Here is a 24799-nt window from a genome sequence, read left to right on the forward strand (position 1 = left end):
ACTATTTTTCCTCAGTTAGCATCAATTGGGCTGGATCAATCCAGACTGGAGGTGATAAATCCTGGGTAACAGGCTCTCCCATAATGCGTAAAATTTGTTGCCATAAGTCTGCCAGCCGTAGTTGGTAGCCGTAGGCAAAAGCAGCGGGGCAGAGAGCGCCATTTAATACAGAACTTAAGGTATTGAGTAGAAACGCTACACCTTCAGCACCATCACATTCAAATGCTGTCATCCAGTTTTTGGTTGCCGGACAAAGAATTTGTGATGTTGTCTGATGCAGATAAGCTCCATACGGCTGACTGGCATTCAGGTAAAAGCTTTGCTCATTATTTAGATGATTTGGCGCATGAAGAACTGGCGTCCAGATAACCGGTCCATAACTGGCTTCCTGCGTAAGATAACCGGCAGGCCAGATCAGCGTCATTTTATGCATGACCAGGTTATGCATGTCTGGATCACTGGGGTCCAGATAGGATTGAACGTTTAACGTTATCGTTGTATCAGCAAAGCTGAGTTCAAAGCAATGAAATGCCTTGCTCCGTTGACCGACATAAACTATCTCTATTTGTTCCGGGCAATGACATGCCTGTAATAACAGGTCGAGTGCGGAAAATAGTAACTGGCGGCTGGTTGTCAGATAGCCACTTACCGGACGTTGCTGTGATAATTGGTTGATTTGTTGTGCCGCATGTAACCAGCTTCTACCGGCATGGCATTGACTGTAAAAGCTATTTACCCAAAACATAGCGGCATGTTGGTTGGCGGCTAACTGGTGTCTTTTGATGGCTTCGGCATCAAGCGGGTGTTCCTGAATGACAGAAATACCCCGCGTCAATAATGCCTGGGTTAATTGGTCACCTTTGCCACCAATAACCTCTGCACGTATGACCACACAGGCAATATTGATGTCGTCTGGCAGTTCATCTAATGAGCGAAATAGGGGCACATTGAAATCACGGGCAAGTTGTTGTGAACGGGTACTTCCTTGCGCCAGAATCCCAGCCAATTCCAGATCTGGCCGAGGTTGTAGAAACGCATTAAGATACAGTTCGCCAAATTTTGAACCGACAATCAGAACTCGCCGTGGCTTTATCATATGTTCTCCTCCTTAACTGGCTCAATAGCTGGAACTGGATTCAGGATGTCTTTCAGACAGGTAACCAGAGAGCCGACATGTTTGTGTTGGAATAGACTGTAATGATCACCATCAAGCTGTGTCACATTAACTGGCCCGAAAGCCTGCCAGCCAAGATCCCTTGAGGTGATTGTGGTTGGATCAAGGTAATCCATAAAATCAGGTAATGCCTGTACTGCCCGGATAAGACAGAAAGGCTGTGAAGTCTGCGGTGGACAGTAGTTAAGCAATGCACTCAGATTATGGCGCCACACCGAGTAAAGGGCCGTCAGCGAGCTATCAATTTGTGCAGATTGTGGCAAGGCTGCGTGTAGTGCTTGAAGGAATGTTTCAGTGTTAGCTGCGATAGCGCCGTTATCCAGCTCCAAATCAGGGAATTGCCCCTGTAAATCGAGCAGGAAATGACGATGGCAGAATGCATCATTCAGAGTCAAATCAGTGCGTATATTTGGCGCGAAACTATCAATCAGGATGCAATGAGAAACGCTTTCACCCACAGCCCGTAACTGATGCGCCATTTCATAGGCCACGAGTCCACCGAAAGACCAACCCGCCAGTGCATAAGGTCCTTTAGGCTGGAATCTACGGATTTGATTGATATAGTTAGTTGCCAGCGCAGCAACGGAAGGCTTATCGGTATTCAGGCTATCTGGCGCAAATGCTAACCCAATCATACGTTGGGTGTTGAAATTAGCCGCCAAATGGCGGTATCCCAGTAGATGACCACCAATAGGATGTACGATAAATAAAGCAGGTTGCTCAACGTTTCCTTTGTTCAGTATCACACCCTGGCAAGAATCTTCCGGTTGATGTTCAATAAATTCAGCCAATGAATGTACGGTATCGTAAGTTTGTAGCAGGCTGAGCGGGTATTGGCGATTGAACGTCTGGTTGATTTTCACCATTAGCCGTACTGCCGCAAGGGAATCTCCGCCAAGAGTAAAGAAACTCTCATGCACGTTGATACCTTGTTGCTCTAATACCGATTCCCAAAGGCTTAATACCGCTTGTCCGGTCGCGTTGAGAATCGTTGCCGATGGCATTGAATTAACTTCTTGCGCTGCTTCAACCAGAGTAACCAATGTGCGCCTGTTGATTTTACCGTTATCTGATACGGGGATCGTATCAAGAATGATAAATCGCTGTGGACACATCCAAACCGGCAAGGTTTGTTGCAACCAGTGGGGCAGTATCGGTAAAAGCTCTGTAGATACGGGGGCGTTGTCAGTTAAACGTAAGCCCGCGACGAGTTGCAATGCGCCAGTTGACGTCGTATGAGCAAACACTAATGCTTGCTGTATCTCAGGGTGCTCACATAAACAGTGCTCAATTTCGCCCAGCTCAATCCGGTAGCCTCGAATTTTAATCTGGTGATCATTGCGTCCCAGAAATTCGATATTACCGTCTGGTCGCCAGCGTCCTAAGTCACCAGTGCGGTAAAGTCGCTCACCGGTTTGAGGATGTGTGATAAATGCTTGTTCAGTTTTTTCTGAATCGGCCCAATAACCCAGTGCCAGTCCTTGGCCGCCAATATAAAGTTCACCGGTTACCCAGACCGGGCAAGGTGAAAGCGCGGAATTAAGCACATAGAAAGTCTGATTAGCCAAAGGTTTACCATAGGGAATGCTACGCCAATTTGGATCAACTTGTGCGATAGGATAGGCGATAGACCATATCGATGCTTCGGTAGCACCGCCCAAACTGAGAAGATTTAGTTCAGGGTGGAGAGCATATAATTTTGCCGGCAAATGGGTCGGTATCCAGTCACCGCTCATTAATATCCAGCGCAGACTATCCAAGGAATGTGGGTAGCTTCGGGCGTATTCCTCAAGCAGTTGCATAAATGCCGGAACAGAGTTCCAAACGGTAACCGATTCTTGTTGTAACCATGTCAGTAATTTATCGGGCTGCTTACTGTCACCAGGAGCAGGCATAACCAGTTTTGCTCCGCAACTCAGCGGGCCGAATAGGTCATAAACTGAGAGGTCAAATGTTAACTCTGAGATTGCCAGCACGCTATCGTACTCGTTGAGTGCAATGCGTTGGTTAATATCAAGGATGGTGTTGACCGCGCTCTGATGATCTATCATCACGCCTTTTGGTTTTCCGGTAGAACCTGAGGTGAAGATGACATAAGCCAAATCCTCAGGGTGTATGGATAAATTATGTTCACCGGGATTGACAGGTAAGCGGTTAAGTAATGTTTCATCCAGAGAGATGACTTGCACATTGTCAGGCCAGCTTATCTGTTGAATAAACTTAGGTTGGGTCAGTACGGTATCAACTTCTCCTGAGGCTAATAGCTGATGGATGCGCTGTTGCGGATAACTCGCATCAATAGGCAGATAAGCTCGTCCTGCTAATAAAATCCCAATCACCGCGACAACCTGTTCCCAGCCTTTTTCCATCACTACGCCAATCAGAGATGAAGTCTGATTTTCCTGCGCTTGCAGATGAGCCGCCAGTGTCAGGCTTTGTGACCACAAAGTGTGATAGTCGATTTGACGAGAGGCATCGACAACCGCAGTGTGTTGTGGGTAACGGTTTACTGCCTGTTCAATTAGCGAACAAAGGGTGTGTGGTGGAAATATGTTTTTTGTCGCATTGCTGTTCTGGCACAACGTGCGATCACTTGCCGGCAGCCAGTCAGGAAGTGGGGCGCTCCATTGGTAATCCGGTTCGAGCAGAGCAACGATACTGGCTTGATAATGGGCAAACATGTTTTCTGCAACTTGTGGCTGGAACAGTTGCGGCAAGATTGTCCATTTTAGGGTGACACCCCCCTCTGTGCTGGGAATTAGCATACAATCAAGATAAACATGGGGTGTTTGTGCACCAAAAAGATTTAGTGTTCCTAACCCTGATAGCCCTTTAACCGCAATACCGGTCGTATCGTTGAATACGATTGGCATTCCGGCGTTCAAGTTGTGATGATGCTGATTTTTCTCTCTGAGTACCAATTGCCCGTCAAACAGTGCATGTTGAAGATCCGATAACCACTGCCTTTGTATCCGGCTTACGGCATCACCGAAGCCTGTGATATTGCGTAAATCCACTTCCAACAATGATGTGGTAGACAAATTGCCGACTAACATATCGCAATGTTGTGGCATTAACAGGCGGTTGCTATGCAGGACATTGATAGTGAAATGCGCGTTGTTGCTCCATACCGACAGAATATGGGCAAATAGTGTGAGCATAACTTGTGAAGGGGATACCCGGTGTTTTGCTGCACGTTGTTGCAAACGCTGCCATTGTTGTGGGCTGATATATCCTGTCAGGCTCTGTTGATCGAGCTGCTGTGATTGGTGATCTTTCAGTGGTAACACCGGAGCATCAGGAAGTGAAGGTAAGCGATCAAGCCAGTATTGCCGGCTTTGTTGCCAGGTTTCTCCGGTTTTTTCATTCTCCAGTGCTTGAATATAGTCAGCAATAGTCGCCGCTGGCGGCTCTGGCTGCCAGTGAGGTTCCTGATACCAATGGTGTAAATCACGTAAGATTAACGTTAAACTTTTTCCATCGACCACCAGCAGGTCGATAGTCAAATGTAATAGATGTGTCCGGTCATCAGTATGGTAGAGCGTTAAGTTAAACAGCGGCCAGTTGTCGCTGGGAACCCCTTGAGTACGCAGTGTGTCACGGGCATTACTCAACTGTGTCTCGTGCTCATTCGGCATCATGTTACGGCAATCAATGACCGTCGGTGTATAGCAGGGCACTTCTGGCAGAATATGATATTGCCCATCTTTCACATAACCGCGTAATTGCCCATGATGGCTGATCACACGGTGCCAGGCAGTGGTGAAACGAGGCAGATCAAGCCCGTTGATAGCCAGTTCAGCGTAGAAATGGGCGATACCGTTACCAAACTGAAACAGTTGACTTTCTCCCAACCAATAAGCGTATTGCAGTGCGGTGAGTGGCAGAGTTTGCTCTGCTGCTGGTTCAGTTTGATGTGGTGTGGCAGGTGGCGCTGAATTTGTCTCGACTATCCGCAAAGTACGGCAAAATTCACGCAACTTAGGATGTTCAAACAGTTGTTGCAGATTAGCTTGTTTATAACCTTGGCGGCGTAGTTGCACCACCATTCGGGTAGCAATTAAGCTGTCACCGCCACTTTGGAAAAAGTCACTGTGACGCTGTATGGGTTGAGAAAGCAGTGAACACCAGAGTGTGATGACTTGCTGTTCAATATCATGGAGTTGGTCATCTTCTGTGGTTATGCTCTCTTTAGTTGTCACTATCAGCGGTAATTGCTGTTGCTGCTGAATTCTTAGGTGGATGCCATCATGTAACACGTTACCTGCCATAATCAGGTCATAACTGGATTCAGGATGCTGTGACCAGAAATCATAACGTGTATGTCCGGCAGGTGGCGTATGAAGATCATAATGTTCTATGTGTTCAGACGGGTGGCAAATTTGTACTAAAAGTGCGTTATAAGCAGCAAACAGCGCCTCAATAACACCCGGCTCTAGCACGTCATTCATGCAATACCAGTTAAATAGCAGATTACCATCCACTTCCATGACTTGGTGATCTAGCCAGACTTGCGGAGTTTGGCTCAGAACAAAGACCGGATCGCCCAGTAATTGAGTGATGGATTGTTTGATGGCGACCCCTTCCTGAACCATTCCTAACATACTGGTGAAAACTATGGGTGTCAGAGGTTGTCTGCTTTGAGCTTTATTATTTTGTTGGCTTTGTCGGCGGCCAAGTTCCCGCAATACTTCAACACCATTGACATGGTGATGGCTCAGTCGTTGCCAGAGCAAGGCTTGGGTTTTTTCCATGCTGGCACGCAGGGAGGTTGTCTTGCGTAAATCAAAATCCATCAACATGACCGAGGTAAAATCACCAATCAGATTTTGAACTTCTGGATGAAAAGGCTGCCGGTTAAAGAATGTCAGGTTGAGGGTAAACAGCGGATGACGGCTGTACCACTCAAGTGTATGCGCAAATAGTGTCAGCAGGCCAGCAGAAGGCGTCACGCCCCATTTTTTCCAGCTTTGTTTCAGTATCTGCCAGTCAGATTGTGCCAATCGACCTTCATAAGTCGTAAATTGTGGCTGACTACGTTGGTGCAGCTGTGGGTTCAACGGTAATCTTGGCGCTGGGGGCAGTGAAGGTAATTGTTCCTGCCAGTATGCCCACGATGCCCGCCACTCTTTACTTGCACGTTGCGCTTGTTCTGCCATCACATAGTCGCGGAAAGTAAATGCTTGTGGAGCCAATGGTTGCTGGCGATAGGCAAGTTGTAGATCGTCCATCATGATCCGGAAACTCTGTACGTCAAACTGCAACAGGTCCAAGTTCATATGTAAGCGACAATGTTCATTCGGTAGCAGCGAAACAGAGACTTCAAACAATGGCCACTGTTCGGCAGGTGGTACGTGATAGGACAGGGTATGGCGACGCTGAGCCAGTGTTTGTTCGCAAGCGGTGTTGCTCAGTGTACGCAAATCATCCTGTGATAAAGCATACCAGGGCGTTTCAGGCAAAATCCTTTGTTGCCCATCTTCATCCACGACCATGCGCAACATGCCATGACGCTGAATTAAAGCATTCCATGCTTTTTCAAAACGCGGGATATCAAAACTATCCAGTGCCAGATCCCATTCAAATAAGACGTGACAAGCTACACCACCAAAATCAATGGCCTGAGTACGACCAATCCAGTAAGCGTGCTGAATTGGCGTCAGAGGGAATGGTGCATGACGCTGGGAACTGTCAATCATGATTTTAGGTTGAGAAGAGCCTACTGGCTGTTCAGGCAATGCGTCGCCAATCAGCTCATTCAGCCCTTTCAGCGTCATATTCTGATAAGCCACTCCAGCGGTTAATCTAAAGCCAAATTGCTGGTGGATGACCGCATTCAGCTCCAGGAACAGCAGGGAGTCTAAACCGAATTGCAATAAATCCTGTTGTGGTTCCAAACGTTCAGGCTGTTCTAAGCGCAATAATGTTGCGACACGTTGACGCAACCAATTGAGCCGTTGTTCACTGTCCTGATATAGCGTGTTATCAGTAGAGCGTGCAGGAGGAGACTTATCAGCCGTCTGGGTAATATCAGCCTGTAAGCGGCGCAAAATATCAGGATGATGTTCATCCAATCGCATTGCCAGATAGCAAGGGAATGCGGTACGCAGAGACTGATTGAAATGCCAGATACCTTCATTTGCGCTGAACGGTAACATGCCATCTTGCGCCAGTTTTTCTACTAATCGTCGGTCGCTAGCCATACCAATACCACCCCAAACGCCCCAAACCAACGCTTTTACCGTCAATTGATTTGATGCTGTCAGTGCTAAAGATTCCAAACAAGCGTTGGTGATTGCATAAGCACCTTGTCCCTGAGCACCTAGCATTGATGCGGCAGAAGCGTGAAGCAGTAGATATTGTGCATGATGTTGTTGGAGCGCCGCTTGCAACGTCGATGCACTCTGAGCTTTGACGGATAACATCTGTGACAGACGTGGACGCTCAAGTTCTGCCAGCCGGGTATGATCCGCTATTCCTACCGCATGAATCGCACCGGCGATACGATCTTCTTGTGCCAGCGTTTGTATTGCGTTTAACAGGGTTGGTGTATCAGTGACATCAACGTGAACCCAACGTATTTCACATTCGGTACTCAGTGACAACTCTTGTACAAAAGCATCCCAGTCTGCATTTTGACGACGGGCAAACACAGCTATTTTACGGGCGCCTTGCGTTAGTAACCAACGGATAGAAATCTGACCGATACCGCCCATACCACCTGTAACAATGTGCCAACCTTGATGGGGAATCGACATCGGTTTTTGTGATAACGGTGATTGTTGTGATAACGGTAATGGTTGACGTTGTAAAACAGGTACAGAGACTTGATTCCCGCGTACTCTCAGCCAGCGGTTGTGTTTATTCAAATAGCCGAGTGCCAATGACAAGGAGTTAACATTGTTGATATCAGCAATATCAATCGCCTGAATATGACGATGGGGATACTCTTCAACCGCGACACGTAGCAACGCCCAGACAGCATATTGAGCTGGGTTGATATCCTCTTTTGATAAGGTGGTTTCCGGTTGAGCGCGGCAGGTTACAACGGTTAACGGTGCTGTTTCGTTGTCTTTTAATGCACTAATAACCTGATCACATAATTCAATAACATCATTGCCTTCGAGCAGTAATAACGTATTTCCGCTTTCAGGCTGTAAATTAATACCTGCCTGACGCCAGTGATTAATAATCTCGCCATTTGCAATTGAGGAACGGAGGGTATATGCCGTTGAAGATTGCTGTTTATCCGCCGTGTTTATTGTACGCCAATGCAGGGCATAATGAGTCTCAGGGCATGGCTGTGGTGCAGGGAGCCATGATTTTGTCATGGATCGTGTTGCCACAAATTGGCAGGAAAGATCGGCACGATCACTCAACAGAGCGAATAAGCGTTCGCCAGCATAAATCAATGCGGGGAAAGTCGCGAGTAAACTCGCCTCCAATGACCGGCGTTTGGCATACGGCAGGGCATTGTGAGGACGATACATTTTACTTGTCGTTGGTCCGGTAACTTCCCGGTAATAATCTTGCTGGACACAATAAGTCAATAATTGTTCCAGCAAAGGACGCCAGCAAGGTTGCAGCCGGCCTGCCCGAATCGTGTCGATGGCACTGAAACCTTGTTCTGCATTACGCCCGATGCATTGATATACCAATGCATCGGTATACAGTGCTTGTAGGGTTGCCGCATCGGCGTTTTGCTCAATGGCAGGATCGAGCAGGGAATTGGCATCAAGCCCGGTATTGATATTGGCTGCGAGCGGCACAGATTCAGCCACAGGGAAGCTGTAATGCTGTTCATCAAATGGATAGAGTGGCGCATGGCATTTTTCCCCGGTGAGCGGGAAAAGGTGCTGCCAATCAAGATGTGCACCGGCACAGTAAAGTTGCATCAGTGCTGTTTGCTGAGCGGTCTCAGGGGAACGTTGACGCTGTGTACCAGCAACCCAAGTTTCTCGTGGCAGACTGACACGCCGCCCGATGCCCGTTAACTGGGCATCAGCACCAAACTCGACGAATAATGCAACACCTTGCTGGCGGGCAAATTCAACTGCTTGATAATAGCGCACAGTCTGGCGCATATGGTTACGCCAGTAGTCTGGTGAACCTAATTGTTCAGAAGTTGCAATATTCGCTGTCAGGGTGGAAATCAGCGGAATTTCTCCCGATATCGGCTGTAAGCCGTTACAGCGCTGGGAAAATGCATCCAGAACTGAATCAAGCATGGCTGAATGTGCTGCACAGGCAACGTTAAGACGCTGGCAGCGGATCTGCTGTTGTTCCAGACGTTGTGCCAGAATATCAATTTCCGCCTTTGTACCGGCCCAAACCCAGTGTTGCGGGCCATTGCAAACCGCCAGATCCAATGCCAGTGAATGGGTAAAGGGAAGAATATCTTCTTCGTTGGCAAAAACTGCCAGCATTGCTCCCCCCTGAGAGCATTTTTGCATCAGTTTGCCCCGTACCGCGGCTAGGGGCATCACTTGTTCAGGCGTGAAAATCCCGGCAACAGCCGCAGCGGCAAATTCTCCGACGGAGTGTCCCAGTACGTAATCAGGCTTTAATCCAAGCGCTTGCCAATGTACTGCCAGCGCAATTTGATGCGCCACAATTGCCGGTTGTGCGTATTCGGTGGTGGCTAATGCGGCATCATGCTCTCCGAACATCACTGCTTTTAATGGTAATGCCAACTCGGATGTACAGGCCGCACAACAACGATCCAACATAGCCGAGAAAACAGGAGAGCTGGCATACATGGCTTTTCCCATGCCAGACCATTGACAGCCTTGGCCGCTGAATTGCCAGAGTTGTTTACTTTCGCTATTAACTTGCCCGCTAAAAATGTTTGGCGTTGGGTTATTGTTCGCAAAGGTGGACAGGCTTGCCGCACTTTGTGGGGTCAATGTCAGTGCTAAGCGCCAAGGGAGTGAAAGGTCGCGCCCCTGCAATGCGGTCCAGGCCAAATCTGCATGATGCTCTGGCGCATCATTGAGTGCCGTCGCGTAACGTTGTGCCAATTGACGCAACGAGGATTCAGAAGCAGCAGAGAGCAGTAACGGCGAAGTTTGTGAATTATGGGCACGGCGCCGCTGTAATTCTTCGGGCAATGATTGCACCACAATATGACAGTTAGTGCCGCCAATACCGAATGAAGAAACCCCTGCGGTACGCAATTCTTGCGTCCAGCGCTGTCCTTGAGTTGCCAGTCTGAACGGACTTTGTTCCAGCCGTAATGCCGGATTTGGTTGCTGTACATTGATAGTTGGCGGAATGTAACCATGCCAGACAGACAGAACCGCTTTAATCAAGCTGGCAATGCCTGCGGCAGTATCAAGATGGCCTATGTTGCTTTTTACTGAGCCAAGGTAACAGGGCGATACTGCCACACTACGATCAGCGAATATGCTACGTAATGCGTCAACTTCGATGGGATCGCCAAGAGGTGTGCCTGTACCGTGTGCTTCAATCATGCCAACATCATCAATGTTGACATCGGCCAGTTGTAATGCTTCGGTAATAACGCTGCGCTGACCATTAACCGAAGGTGCAGTAAAGCCAACTTTTTCGTTGCCATCGTTATTAATTGCACTGCCGCGTAATACCGCCATGATGGGATCACCGTCGCGTAATGCATCACTCAGACGTTTTAGCGTGACAACACCAACACCATTGCCGCCATAGGTGCCATTTGCTTGGCTATCAAAGGGGCGGCAATGTCCATCAGGTGAGAAGATCATTCCGGGTTGATATAAATAACCACTTTCTTGTGGGAAAGAAACGGCCACACCACCGGCCAGTGCCATGTCACACTCACCGGCGCGCAGGTTCTCACAAGCCGTATGCACGGCAACCAGTGAACTTGAACACGCTGTTTGTACCGTGAGTGCAGGACCTTTCAGGTTTAATTTATAGGCAGTACGTGTCGCAAGATAATCTTTATCGTTACTGATTAGTGCCTGGAGCCCTTTGACTTTGCCGACATCGGTCATCGTGAATTGTGACCATGAAGGCCAAGTACTGACCCGGCTACTACCGAAAACACCTGTTTTCAGGTGTATATTACGCGGCGCATAACCCGCATGTTCAAGAGCATGCCAGGCCGTTTGCAGGAATAGACGCTGTTGAGGATCGAGCATCTCTGCTTCCTGGCGTGAATAGCCAAACAGCGTGGCGTCAAATTGTTCCGCGTTCTCCAGTATCGCGGCCTGATTGACAAAGTTTTCACTATCAATGACTTCAGGAGGAATACCTGCATCTAATAATGTTTGACGGGAGAGTGCGGCAGTACACTCAACCCCATGTTGCAGGTTATGCCAGAAAGCATGGCTATCTGGTGCCCGAGGAAAGCGGCAGGCAAGGCCAATCACTGCGACGGGATCACAATTATCGTAGTGAGGCGTTAAATCAGTCATTGTGCAGCTCCTTTATGACGTTTTTCCCGTTGTTGCAGACGCTTTTGTTGTTGACGCTGACGAGGGGTAATCGACTGGCAATTTCCGTCGTAGGCATCCTTTCGGCAGCGCAAACTGAGCGTCTCTGGTGTTGGATAAGCAAATAAATCAGTCACGGCAAGGTGATGGAAACCCGCCTGTTGTAATTTACCGTGCAATTGAATGAGCTGTAGCGAGTTGGCTCCTGCCTCAAAAAAGTTTTGTTGTGCATTAATAGGATGATTTGTTACCGATAAAAACAGGTGTTGAATTTCACTGCATATTTGGGGATCGAGTCCTTCTGAACGCGGTGATGATGCAGTAACAACAGTAGCGTTATCTGCAACCATTGGGCATTGCTGGCGTGGCATCAGTTGTTCCAACGTTGAATGCCAACTTTCTGGTTGTGACGCGAGGGTACGCAATAGCGTCATATAGCTGTTGAACATGTTTTGTAACTGATGCGGCTCAAATAATTCTTCGACAGCATCCCAGTTTAGGCAAAGCTCATTGTCAGATTCGTAAACCTGATGATCCAGCCAGATTTGTGGCGTTTGTGAGATACCCCAAACCGGTTTCATCCATGATGAACGCGAAAGGAATTGTCCTTCATGTGTTCCCAATGCACTGGTGAAAACGACTGGCATAATGGCAGCATCGGGGCCACGGCTCTGCGCCAGTTCACGCATCACTCTGATAGCAGAAATATGCCGGTGATCCAGATCCTGCCATAACTGTTGTTGCAGTCGCCGTGTACTTGATAACCAATTGTTTTCAGGATGCCAGGCCAGTAGTGACAGTGAAGTGAAATCACCCAGAATGTGATTGATGTCCTCGTGCCAGCGCGGACGATCGAAAAGGGTAAGATTGAGAGTTAACTCCGGTTTGGTGCTGAATGCGGACAAAACAGCCGCATAAGCCGCAATTAAGAGCGCAGAAGGGGTTATCTGATGGGGAGCAGCGTGTTGCTTTAACTGATTCCACTCATGTGCAGATAACCGATCGCTATAGCGTACAAAGCGCGGGGATTGAACACTTTCCGGTGCAATACGTAATGGTAATTGCGGGGCCAGTGGCAATGTTTTCACTTGCTCCTGCCAATATTGCAGTGAGCTATGATTTATCGGCGTTTGTTGCTGACGTAACACACAATCCCGAAATGTGACTTTCAGTGGCGGCAATTCGTGCTGTTCGTCGAGATAGAGCTGTTCTAATTCAGCCAGCAATATCTGCATGCTCAATCCGTCTAGTAACAAATTATCCAGGCTGACAAATAGCCGGGAGACAAGGCGGTTGGATTGTGCAAGTTGGAAATCGAACACTGGCCAGTGACTGGCATCTAAGACCTGATGTGACAGACGTTCACGTAATGTATTTGCCTCAGTAATGTCAGTAAATTGGTGTTGTTTAACTGAGAACGTCGGGACATCTTTCAATATCTTTTGCTGTCCATTAATCACAACAGTTCTAAGCACCGGATGACGCTGGATCAAGAGATTTAATACCCGGTTTAAACGTTGAACATCTAACTGCTCTATCCGATATTCGATAAAGAAATGGGCACCAACACCACTTAGGGCAAAACCAGGATGGCGTCCAACCAGATAAGCTTGCTGAACTTCGGTTAATGGGAAAGGTTGATATTGATCTTGTTCTTCTGGGATTGAATAGGTTTCTGATGCAGTTTCAGACAGAGGAGCAAGTGTGGCAGCAAACGCCGCCAATTGCGGGTTACGGAAAAGATGACCAAGTTCGCTTTTGAAGCCTTGTTGTGTCAGTTCACCAATCAAACGTGTAGCCAGAAGACTATCACCGCCAAGTTGGAAAAAGTCACTATTGCGGCTTAACTGCTCGGTATTTAACAGACGTTGCCAAATGTTGGCAACGGTTTGTTCCACCGGATTCAACAAGGTCATTTCATTCTGGTGTGACACGGCTGTTTTTGTCGTGGATTGCAGGGTTTGTGATAACGCCTTACGATCGATTTTGCCGTTAGGTGTCAAGGGCAGATGCGGAATAACATGTAAACGTTGTGGGATCATATATCCCGGCAAATGTTGTACCAGTACGGATTTAATTTTTTCCCGATCAGGAATAGTGACGTTGTCACTTGTTTGCATCAACAACACACTAAGATTGCCAATGGTAATAGGTGTTTCCGCGGGTAGTGGTAAAAGAGGCTGCCACTGTGACGCAGAGCGTAGCTGAATACCGTGAGGTGAGAGCAATTCCGTTGTCATCAGAGAGAGAGACGAAGCTTGTTGCAACTCCATTGCCAACACCAACGCACCGGGTTGTGCCAGGGGCATCAACGCCTTGATACAATTTGCTGGATCTTGCTCGCGGTGTAACACATTGTTTAGCAGGATGATATCTGCCTGATGCTGTAGCGATTCTGGAATTTGTTCTGACCCGCATTTTTTTGACCAATGCTGTACTGACGCATGCCTGTGATCACGTAACCGTATTTGCATCTGGTTGAGTAGTGCTTGAGAACGTTCAAAACCGAGATAAGACAGATGTTGGTCAGTGATATGTTCTGCCAGCCATTGAGCGCAAAGACCACTGCGGGCGTCGAACTCCATCAAAGTAACAGGGCGTTGTAACCGTTGGGAAAGGGCAATGATGACCTGTTTCAATCCTGCTAACCCTTGCTGGGTTTCTGGTAGTATAAACAGCTGTTGTTCCGGTGCGAATTGCGGATCATCAAGTAATGTGACGGCTGACTGTTGCCCGGTAAGAATGCCACGTAGCATAGAATGCCAGCGTTCAGGGATGCATTCTGCTTCATTATTGAATGTCTTGGCTGACAATACGGCCTGATAGATATGATGTGTCGATTCAGCTAATTGATTGCATTGACAAAGATATGCCAGCATTCGGGCAAACCAGTCATGATATTCCGGCAGTGGCTGATAGTATTTCAGACAATCGGTGAGCGATTGAGGTGAAGTAAACGTAATACCGTGACGAGACAAATGTTCTAACAGAAATATGGCAACTTGAGGTTCACGGTTATCATCAGTTATTGCCTGAGCGGAGGGAAACAGATCACGGTAGCTTATGGGTAATTGCGGCGCACGATTTACGCGTTGGCATAAAGTATCGCCTTCCAATTCAAGGAATGCCACCAGCGATTTCTCTTTTTCGCCACTAGCTAAAGTGACCCCTTTACTGATTCCGGTTACCTGATTGAGGGCAGCATCAATTTCTCCTAACTCAATTCGGTATCCACCAATTTTCACCTGGCTATCACGACGTCCCATAAACTCAAGCCAGCCTGCGGGGTGGTAACAGCCCAGATCACCAGTGCGGTACCAGCGTTCTCCTTGATTGACGACGAATTGGGCAGAAGTACGCTCTTCATCATTAAAATAGCCTAATGCTACACCGGCACCACCAATCCAAAGCTCACCGACAACCCAGTCAGGACAATCACGACCATCTTCACCAACGACACGGTAACGCTGGTTAGCCAAAGGATAACCGTAAGGAATAGAGCACCACTGTGCGTCAACTTGTTTGACGATATATTCATTCGACCAGATAGCGGCTTCCGTTGCGCCACCCATAGCACTTAATACACCATCAGGATTGAATACACGGTAACGCTCAGGCAGTGATAAACCGATCCAGTCTCCAGACAGCATCACAGTACGAAGAGCTTTCGGCGCATCTACCTCCATCCCTTCACAATAGGTCAGCAACATATCGAACAGCGCCGGTACACTGTTCCACAACGTAACGCTATGGTGCTCGATCAGCATTTCCCAAGTTGATGGGTCGCGGCGTTGTGCTTCATTAATTAATACCAGCGCGCCTCCTGCGCTGAGAATGCCAAAAATGTCATAGACAGAGAGGTCGAAATGCAGGGCAGAAAGCGCCAGTAACCGGTCACTACTTTGGACTTGATGACGGCGATTGATGTCCAGACAGGTATTGAGTGCGCTTTGGTGGCTGATAACCACACCTTTGGGCATCCCGGTTGAACCAGAGGTATAGATGATATAGGCCGGATCAGTCACCGCACACTTGCACATGTTTGCTAAAGGAGATAATTGTTCATCCTGATGCCAGGACATGCAGTGTATATCTTGTGACCAAACATCATTCTGATGTTCAGCGTCAATAATAACGATATTGATCCCGGCACTTTCACAGATTGCCCGACGTCGGTTTAATGGTTGATCAACAGGAACTGGAACGTAGACACCGCCAGCGTAAAGTATGGCTAATACGGCGACAATTTGTCCGATACCTTTTCCCATGCTAATAGCAACTCGGTCTCCTGGCATAACTGGCATTTTTTGCAGCACGGCGGCTAACCGGCGAGCTGCCAGACTTAATTCGCCATAACTCATTTTTTTATTATGAGTCACTAAAGCAACAGCATTGGGTGTACGTTCTGCTTGTATGAACACTGCCTCATGCAGCAGGGCGTTTGGTAGTGGTTCAGCCGTGTTATTGATTTGATGTCGCAGATGGTATTGCGACTCAGGCATCAAATCCGGTAGCTTTTCGTTCCACTGCGCGGCATTTTCCGTCAGATTCTCAATCAGTCCCTGATAAGCCGTGAATAAGGTATCCATTAAACCATCAGGGAACAGTTCATCGTTACTATCCCACTGAATATTGAGAGCATTTTCATGTTCAAAGGCAACGAAATCCAGCCATACCTGAGGTGTTTGTGATATTCCCCAACTTGGTTTTCCCAGAACATCACGGGTATTTTCACCATATAAAGGCCGACCTAAATTGCTGGTAAATACAATTGGCGCGCCATGTGGGTGGCTACCACGTTTCTTGAGTTCACGTAAAACTTCTACACCAGACCAGTGACGATGCTCGTAAGCTTCGGCAAAGGTTGCTTGTGCATCCTGAGTCAGTTGGCAGAACGGTAAATTATCACCGGGAATGTCCAACAGCAGAATGTTGGTAAAATCGGCTAGCATGTTGTCAATTGCGGTATGCAGTGGCGCTCTGTCAAATAGCGTCAGGTTAAATAACAGGCGGGTTGCGTTGTTCCAGCGGCATAATAAAGCGGCAAATGCGGTCGCGAGTGCCATGGTTGGCGTAACACCATTTTGTTGCGCAAGTTGCTTAAAACGTTCCCAATGTTCAGGCGTTAAACGGAAACATCTGCGTTGAATCCGAATGTTTTTTATTAAGGAAGGTTCCCTGGCTAACGGAAGTTGCGGAGCAGAGGGGAGGGCATCTAACCGGTTACGCCAAAATATTTCTGCTTCTTGCCGAGCCTGTTTAAATTGGGCCTGATACTGTGTTAGATAACTGCAAAAATCATAGTCGGAACAAATAGCGGGCAGGTTGCGTTTGGTAATTAATGCTGCTAGTTCAGTAAAGAACAGACTGAAACTGGCGGCATCCATGATCAGTAGATCGATATTGGCATGTAGCCGATGTTGATTGTCACCAAACAGGCTAAGCTGAATATCGAAAGTTTCCCCTTTTTCAACCTGTAATACCCGATGGTCCAGTTGTTCACGTATGTTATTCAACGCTTGTTGTTGTTCATTTGTTGTCAAGTTGCGCAGGTCATGAACCGTTAATTTTTTCCAGTAAGCATTGGGCATACCTTGCTGGCGACCCTCTGACAAAAACCGTACGCGCAACATCGGATGCCGCTGAATCAGTGCATGAATCGCTGCCTCCAATTGGTCAGGTTCCAGCCCAACACCATCAAATTCTTGATATAAATGGCAACCAACCCCCCCCAAGGTTTGTTCCGGTGAACGTCCAACAAAATAAGCATGTTGTACTGCTGTCAATGGGAATGGGTGAGCATCTGCAATCAGTGGCTGTGGCGTTGCATTTTGGGACACTGCGTGAGCGGCAGGGACGTGGCGTTGTAGAAGCTGGCTCCAGGCATGCAGTGTTGGTTTTTGGTAAAGTTCGCGCAGAGTGACGCGATGTCCCTGACGTCTAAACTGGTTTAGCAATGCCATTATTTGCATTGAATCCAGCCCATTGCGAATTAAATCGTCGTTATCGTCCACCAAAATATTTTTTTGATTAAACAGTCCAGATACGAGCTGGCGCAGCGAATCTGGAGAGAGAAGGTCCGTATGCATGAAGACATCCTATAAAAATGACAATTGCGTAATAAATCAGATAGTGGGTGGGTTACACCTTATGCGGGTGTAAATGCCAATGCTCTTCTGAGCCAAGGTGATTTTCCCAAAGGGATTGATAAAACAGGCAACGTCTTAGTAATTCGTCATGGGTACCGCTATCACAAAGGGTTCCATGATCCATCACCAATATTTGATCAGCGCGGGTTATCGTGCTTAGCCGATGAGCAATGACAAAGACGGTTTTATTTTGAGTAAGAGAATCAAACGCTTCTTGTATCAACTGCTCATTCTCGGGGTCCAGCGAAGCCGTGGCTTCGTCCAGGAATAAAACGGGTGATTGTTTTAGAATCGCCCGGGCAATGGCAAGCCGCTGGCGCTCACCACCAGACAGCGTACTGCCATCCACACCCAACGGTGTCTCGTATCCTTGCGGTAATGCCATAATCGTATCGTGGATATTGGCAAGGCGGGCGGCTTGTTCCAGTTGTAACTGAGTCGCATTGGGATCACCCAAACGGAGATTATTAGCGACAGTATCCTGAAATAGTGCGGTTTCCTGGAACACCATGGTGACGGTGTCATACAGTGCTTGAGTCTGGTAATGATGGATATGATTCCCACCCAGACGAATTTCACCTTTATCCAGTTGATAGAAAGAGAGCAATAAATAGGCCAGAGTGGATTTACCACTGCCGCTTGGTCCCACAATGGCGGTTATACTGCCTTGGGGGGCATAAAATGAAACGTTTTGGATGGCTGGTTGACGAGTACCTGGGTAGCTAAATGAGATGTTATTAACTTCAACATCATATTTGGTTGGCGCTGCTAATGGCCCAGAGACTTGCGTAGCAACAGTTTCTATCTCTGCAATATGGGTTTCACCGACTTGCGTCAATGCAGTTATATTGAGCAGAGGAATGATCCCGCGTAAAGGGGTAATAGTGGCGAACAACAACAGAATAGTGATAAGCATTTCCGAAAGTGTTAATGCTTCTGGTGAATTAAAGCGCAGGGCGCCTGCCAGAATGCCAACGACCACGCTGGTATCAATAATGATGTAAAACAAACTCAATAGCGGAATACTTCTGAACACCCCGCGGCGGAATGCAACACGTAATTGGTCGATTTCGCGGTCAAAACGCTGTTCTACCGTTGTGGTCGCTGCCGCAGCACGAATAAAGGACATACCTTGGGCGTACTCTACAATTGCTTCGGATGCATTAGCCATCATAACGGCTCGCTGGCGCAATATTTCATTCAGTTTTTTGCGGATGGCCCCCAGGATCAGCATGCCAACCATCAGCACCAGTAATGCACTACCGGCAACAACCCAATCGAACCAGAATAAAGCCAGATAGATGAGAGCCAGCATCATCACCTGACAGGCGATTTGCGGTGTGGTATAGGCTGACTGGTTTTCCTGCCATTGCACATCTTCAGATAACGTTAACGCTACTTTTCCGGCACTCAATCCCCGAATTGTGGCTACCGACATACTGACCAGCCGTTGTAGCAAAGAGCGGCGGATTTCTATACCCAGTCCATAAGCAGCAATGGTGAGTTTACGTAATGCGCGGGCCATAAAGGCGAACCGGAGCAACAGTAAAATAGCCAATAACGTCAGAATGATCAGTGGCAGCATGTTGTTACCACTTTCCTCCAGATGCGTGATAGCCCAGGCAGCAATAGCAAGTTGAGCCATAATCGCAATGGTATCAAGCTGCTTATATAACAATCCGCTGAACCAAACCCGTTGCAGTTTTGGTGACAAATGTTGCTGGAGACGATTAAATAGCCCCATGATAATTTGCTCCTGTCCCGGTATTTTCTCTCCGCCAGGCAGACCACTGTCTGGCATATGCGCCTTGCTGTGCGACTAGTTCATCATGAGTGCCTTGTTCAATGATTTGTCCTTTATCCAGGACCAGTATTTGATCAAAATGGCGGATAGTCGGCAGGCGGTGGGCAATAACAATCACTGTTTTATTGCGACACAAGGCATTGAGTGCTTGTTGCATCTCTTTTTCACATTCTGGATCGGCATAGGCTGTGGCTTCATCCAATACAAGAATAGGGGCGTTTTTCAGGATAGCGGCGGCAACGGCGATACGTTGTTTTTCTCCGACAGACAAGCTGATACCGTGGTTAAGCACCGTGTTGTAGCCTTGTGGTAACTGTTGGATAAATTGATGCGCTTGTGCTGCGGCGGCAGCGGCTTCAACTTCAGCTTGTGAAGCATCAGGGCGGGCGAGTCGTATGTTATTGGCTATCGTATCGTTGAACAGAAATACCCGCTGGAAAACAAAAGAGAGGTTATTACGCAGAGTTGGCTCATCCATATTGCGGATATCCACCCCACCAACAGTAATCTGACCTTGTTGAGGGTCCCAAAGACGAGCAATCAGGTTTGCTATCGTGGATTTACCAGAACCACTGGCGCCGGTTAAGGCTAATGAACTGCCGGCAGGTATGGAAAAAGAGATGTTATTTAACGCGTTATCCTGTGCATCTTGATAGGAGAAACTGACATTATGCAAAGTAACACTATGATCTACAGGAACACTATGATCTACAGGGATGGGATCGGCAGGTGTTTGACTCTGAGTGCATGGTGCCAGTTCAGGCTGATTCATTAACCAGCGATAGCGTGTGATCAGCGCCTCTTGTTGTTGCAGACGTGTCATCACCGCGAACATGGATGAAGCAATATTACCGAATGCCATTGCAGCCAGAATAAAGAAAGTGAATTCAAATAAAGAGATTTCTTGTCGGTTGAATAGCCAAACTGCCAAAGGGAGAACAAACAACAGATTGGCGCTGGATAGCACGAAAAACCGGCTGGATTTGACCTGCACTTTCTCAACCCAAACATCGATAATCCGGGTCAGAGCGGTAAACGCCCCTTCAGCGCGTTGGAGTGCAACATTACCGCCTGAATAAGTTTTTACTACGGGAATGGCGTTGATAACTTCACCCATTGTCGAAGCAATACGATTTTGGGCTGCGTAAAAGCGCTGAGTAGTGGTTTGAACTTTTATCTGAATGTAGATGAATAATAAACAGGCGCCTAAAGTTGGCGCAAATGCCGCCAATGCTAACCGCCAATCGATGACCAACATGACACTCAATGCGATCAGTGGACTGAACAAAGTTGCTGACATCTCTGGAATGATATGGGCAATACCATCCTCAAGTTGTTCTACGTCATCTAACATCATCTTCTTTATTTCGGTGCTGTCAGTCAGCATGAAGAAGCCTAAAGGAACGGACTTCAACTTACTGCTGATGTTACGACGAACATCAGCCTGAACATCGGCAGCGATCAAATGAGAAACGAACGTTGAACCACTAAAAGTCAACATAGCGGCAAAAGTGGAGCTTAATAACATGATGCCGTAACTCAGTAGCGTGTCATATTGCTCGTCATAGATAGATTGGGTGATCAGCCCGGCAATTGCCGCCGGTAGTATTTGCAGACCAGCGGAAACGATGGCAAGCACAATAGCAACGTAACTCAGAGTGCGGTATGGGCGCATCATATTCCACAGCTCTTGAATGACACCGGCATCAGCGGCGCGTTGCTCTGGCGAGTTCTGAACAGAAGAGTCATTATTGAGCATGTAGGTTCTCCTTTTGGGAATTACGGAACTTGCGTAATGTCCAGAACAGGCCAGAAAGGGTGAAGAGTGACGCAAGAGCGAAAAGGGCAGCGTAGCCTGCGTTAGTTACAACCAGCCCGCCTAGCATTGAACAGATGATCGCAATGCTCATATCTGCGGATTGCATCAAGGCAAAATCCACGCCAGACTGCGAGCCTGCTGCCAGAGACATCATCTGGGTATACAAAGCAACAAATTTGGCCGCAGTGATTAATGTGATGAAAACGTATGCAACGGAAAGTAGGGCTAGTGGGGTTTTTGGTTGTTGAGCAAGCCAGAAAATACTGACTAACACTATACATTCAAACAACATCAGACCTAATAATGTTTGAATGGCGCCTAACTTACGTACAATGATGCCGCTAAGCAGAACACCGGATAACCCGGCTAATGCGCCGCCACTGGCAGCAATGATGCCAAGTTGGGTTAAATCCACTCCGCGATCTATCAAAAACGGGGAGAGCATACCCAATGAAAGGCGTGTGCCAATCATACATAGCAGTATTAACATTAATGCCTGTTTAACCGGAGTACGGTGTAATGCACTCTTTAGTGATGGTGTTACCGGAGTCTTTAAAACATTTGATTCTTTCTTTCCCTGTGTTTTTCGGATGAACAAAACAGGCAATGACATCAGTAAAATCACTATGGTTAACACGCCAACACTAATGTGCCAGCCGTACAGTGAGGTCAGATATAAAAATAGCCCACTGCCTATCATGGACCCCAGATAACTGCCCCCAACCTGCATGACGTTGCTCCAGGGACGATACTGTGGTGATAACCGGTCGATAGCATGACCATCGGTGGTGGTATCTATCACGGTCAGGCAAAGGGTGATCAGAAACAGACCAATGATAATCAGTGGCATATGTTCGGCGGGTTTTGCCAATGACATTGAACAAAAAAGCAGTGTAATTAACAGGTTACCGTAGAGCATGATACGCCGGGGATGGGTATCTCCAGAACCTGATTTACGATAGCGTTCTATAACGGGAGCCCAGAGGAATTTGAACGCCCAGGGTAACATCAACAGATAAAGCAACCCTATTTTATCTGGAGTAACACCGTGGCTGCGCAAAAATGCTGGCATGCTTTGTAACGTTAACATACCGATGGTACTTTGGATGGTATAAACACCAGCCAAAATCAGAAGTAGCAATGAGACATGACGGGGATGTGAGATATTGTGCGTCATAGTGTAACACTCACATCCAGCCCAATATTCAAGCCCTTATTTATCATACTGAGCGTACTGTTTCCTTGTTGGAAACTAGAGACCCGGTACTTTTTGTTGCCTAAATTTTCGCCATAAAGTTTGACGTTGATACCATGGGCCATTTCTAAACTTAATGAAGTGTCGTAGAGCGTATATCCCCCTTGTTCAAGGGTATTTGCTTCATTAAAGTAGCTTTTTGAATAGTAGCGTGCACTGGCATTGAAATAGAGATTACCTGGTAGCAAGGTTTGATCGATCATATAGTCGAAGCTTGCATTGAGCATGACATCTGGCGCATAAGGCAGACGTTTGCCGTTATAACTCACGCCAGTTGTTGTATCGGTTGCATCCGTGAAATTTGATTTACCTACACTACCGCCAAGAGAAAATTTAACTCCTTGCATTGGTTTGATCTGACTATTCAGTTCAATACCTTTACTTTCCGCTTTTCCGGCATTGCGAATAGACTGCATACCAACCGGTCCAACATAGATCTGTTTATCTTTCGAACGGATGTAGTAGACAGCACTATCTAATGTTATTGCGTTATTAAAGAACGACGTGTGCCAGCCAAGTTCATAATTGGCTGAGGTTTCAGTATCGTAAGGCTTTCTATCATTGGCGGAGGAAACAATATTATTGAATCCGCCGGGTTTATAACCTTTAGTTGCAGAAACATAGAAACGGGTATCGGGTGTCAATTGCCAGCCCAGAGCCGCCTTAGGTGTGAATTCATTATTGGAAACTTGGTTATCGAAAGCCTCGACTGCCATCTTGCCAGAACGACCGGCATAGTCTATCTGCGATTTTTCGTGTGACAAACGACCGCCAAGAGTCAAATCCCATTGAGCAGCAATCGGTAGTTTAACTTCGCCAAACAGCGCCAGTGATTCTGCTTTGATCGTGTTAAAGGCAGCACCATAGTAGCCGGGATAGGCACTGGTATGATGTTTGTTACTCTCATCTGAGAACCAACCGCCAAGAACACTGCTAATCCCATTTGAATAGTTGGAGTTTAAACGCAGTTCTTGGGTTGTGGCGTGGTGTTTCTCTTTCCATTTACCTCCGATGAAATCACGGAAAATATCGCGATCCTGATAGGAGGTAACACTGGTTAATACACTGTTGCCAAAATCATATTCAACCTTGAATGCATAACTGTTGACTCGTCTTGTCAGCTCAGGGATAGAGCCTTCATATTTCTTCTGGCGGAATTGCTCGTCGGTTAAATAAAGTTCTTCATGTGAATCGAGATCTTCATGAGCAAAGCTAAGTTCAGCGCTGAAAGGGGAGTCTTCTGGCGCAAATGTCAGTTGTCCTTTACCTAGCCAGGTTTTGCTGGAGTCAATATTTTTATCACCACGACTTGGTATATCGATTTGTCCAGGCTCTTTTACCCAGCGTAGGCTGGCACTGCCGTAAAGAACATCCTCAATAAGAGGCATTGATCCGCTAAAGGAACCGCCTTGTTTCAACTTAGAATAGTTACCAGAAAGGTTAAGCCAGGGGCCTTCTTTTGGCGAACGGGTGATAATATTGATAACACCCGCTTGGGCATTTCCGCCATATAAAGTGCCTTGGGGGCCGCGTAATAATTCTACACGTTCTACATTGATTAATTCTTGTGTAAGAAACTGGTGATCCTGAGGAACGCCACCAACATAAATCCGAATAGAAGGTGAATAAAAATCGGGTGAACTGATACCCCGAATTGTGGTTGCCGAATAAGTTCGGTTACCACGTGAACGAATTTGTAAACTTGGGAAAACACGCTCAAGATCTTGCACTTGAGTAATACCCGCTTGCTCAAGTTCTTCGCCTGTTTTAACCAAAACGCTGCCATCAACTTTATTTAATGCTTCTTCCCGTTTGTTAGCCGTCACAATCAAAGCATCTTCTATCGTTTCAGGCGAATGTTCTGCCCAGGCTACAGATGAAATCAGGCAATATAAGATAGACGCTTTAGCATATTTTTTTTTCATATAAATGCCTTTATGTTCTTTTAAATCATGTTTTACAAAAAGTAAGTGTGATAAAACAAAAAAACATACAGGGAGACTAACGGGAAATAGTAAAGTAGAGCTAACGGGATAGGGACAAAAATAGCGCATTGCGGACTATTGATAGTGATTATCATTATATGGAGATATATTGCCTATGTATATTATAAAAGCATAATATCCTGATATACACATAAAATACGGTTCTTAGTACCGCAGTAG

The 24799-nt window shown here is 47.0% G+C and carries 7 protein-coding genes; all 7 read right to left on the bottom strand.

Features of this window, described 5'->3' with window-relative positions; translation table 11 throughout:
• Position 1: 1 nt before the first annotated feature.
• The 7 genes from AM629_RS09980 to AM629_RS10010 are packed head-to-tail and all read right to left on the bottom strand — an operon-like array spanning position 2 to position 24559.
• Positions 2–1096 carry a Gfo/Idh/MocA family oxidoreductase gene (locus tag AM629_RS09980; protein ID WP_054478529.1) on the bottom strand — a complete coding sequence of 365 codons (1095 nt, stop codon included), beginning with the start codon at positions 1094–1096 and terminating at the stop codon, positions 2–4.
• On the bottom strand, positions 1093–11589 hold the full coding sequence (locus AM629_RS09985) for a hybrid non-ribosomal peptide synthetase/type I polyketide synthase (protein WP_054478532.1): 10497 nt from the start codon (positions 11587–11589) through the stop codon (positions 1093–1095). The genes AM629_RS09980 and AM629_RS09985 overlap by 4 nt, the downstream gene beginning before the upstream one ends.
• Entirely contained in the window at positions 11586–17696 is a 6111-nt protein-coding gene (locus tag AM629_RS09990) for a non-ribosomal peptide synthetase (RefSeq protein ID WP_054478534.1), read from the bottom strand. Before AM629_RS09990 ends, AM629_RS09985 begins: the two co-directional genes overlap by 4 nt.
• Positions 17697–17748: 52 nt before the next feature.
• On the bottom strand, positions 17749–19557 hold the full coding sequence (locus AM629_RS09995) for an ABC transporter ATP-binding protein (protein ID WP_235525447.1): 1809 nt from the start codon (positions 19555–19557) through the stop codon (positions 17749–17751).
• Positions 19487–21319: an ABC transporter ATP-binding protein gene (locus AM629_RS10000; RefSeq protein WP_054478537.1), complete on the bottom strand. Its 1833-nt coding sequence runs from the start codon at positions 21317–21319 to the stop codon at positions 19487–19489. The genes AM629_RS09995 and AM629_RS10000 overlap by 71 nt, the downstream gene beginning before the upstream one ends.
• On the bottom strand, positions 21309–22556 hold the full coding sequence (locus AM629_RS10005) for an MFS transporter (RefSeq protein WP_054478539.1): 1248 nt from the start codon (positions 22554–22556) through the stop codon (positions 21309–21311). The genes AM629_RS10000 and AM629_RS10005 overlap by 11 nt, the downstream gene beginning before the upstream one ends.
• Positions 22553–24559, bottom strand: a complete 2007-nt coding sequence (locus AM629_RS10010) for a TonB-dependent receptor (protein WP_054478540.1) — start codon at positions 24557–24559, stop codon at positions 22553–22555. The genes AM629_RS10005 and AM629_RS10010 overlap by 4 nt, the downstream gene beginning before the upstream one ends.
• Between the last annotated feature and the right edge of the window lie 240 nt (positions 24560–24799).

This window comes from Photorhabdus heterorhabditis, assembly GCF_001280945.1.
In the GTDB taxonomy this organism is placed as follows: Bacteria; Pseudomonadota; Gammaproteobacteria; order Enterobacterales; family Enterobacteriaceae; genus Photorhabdus; species Photorhabdus heterorhabditis.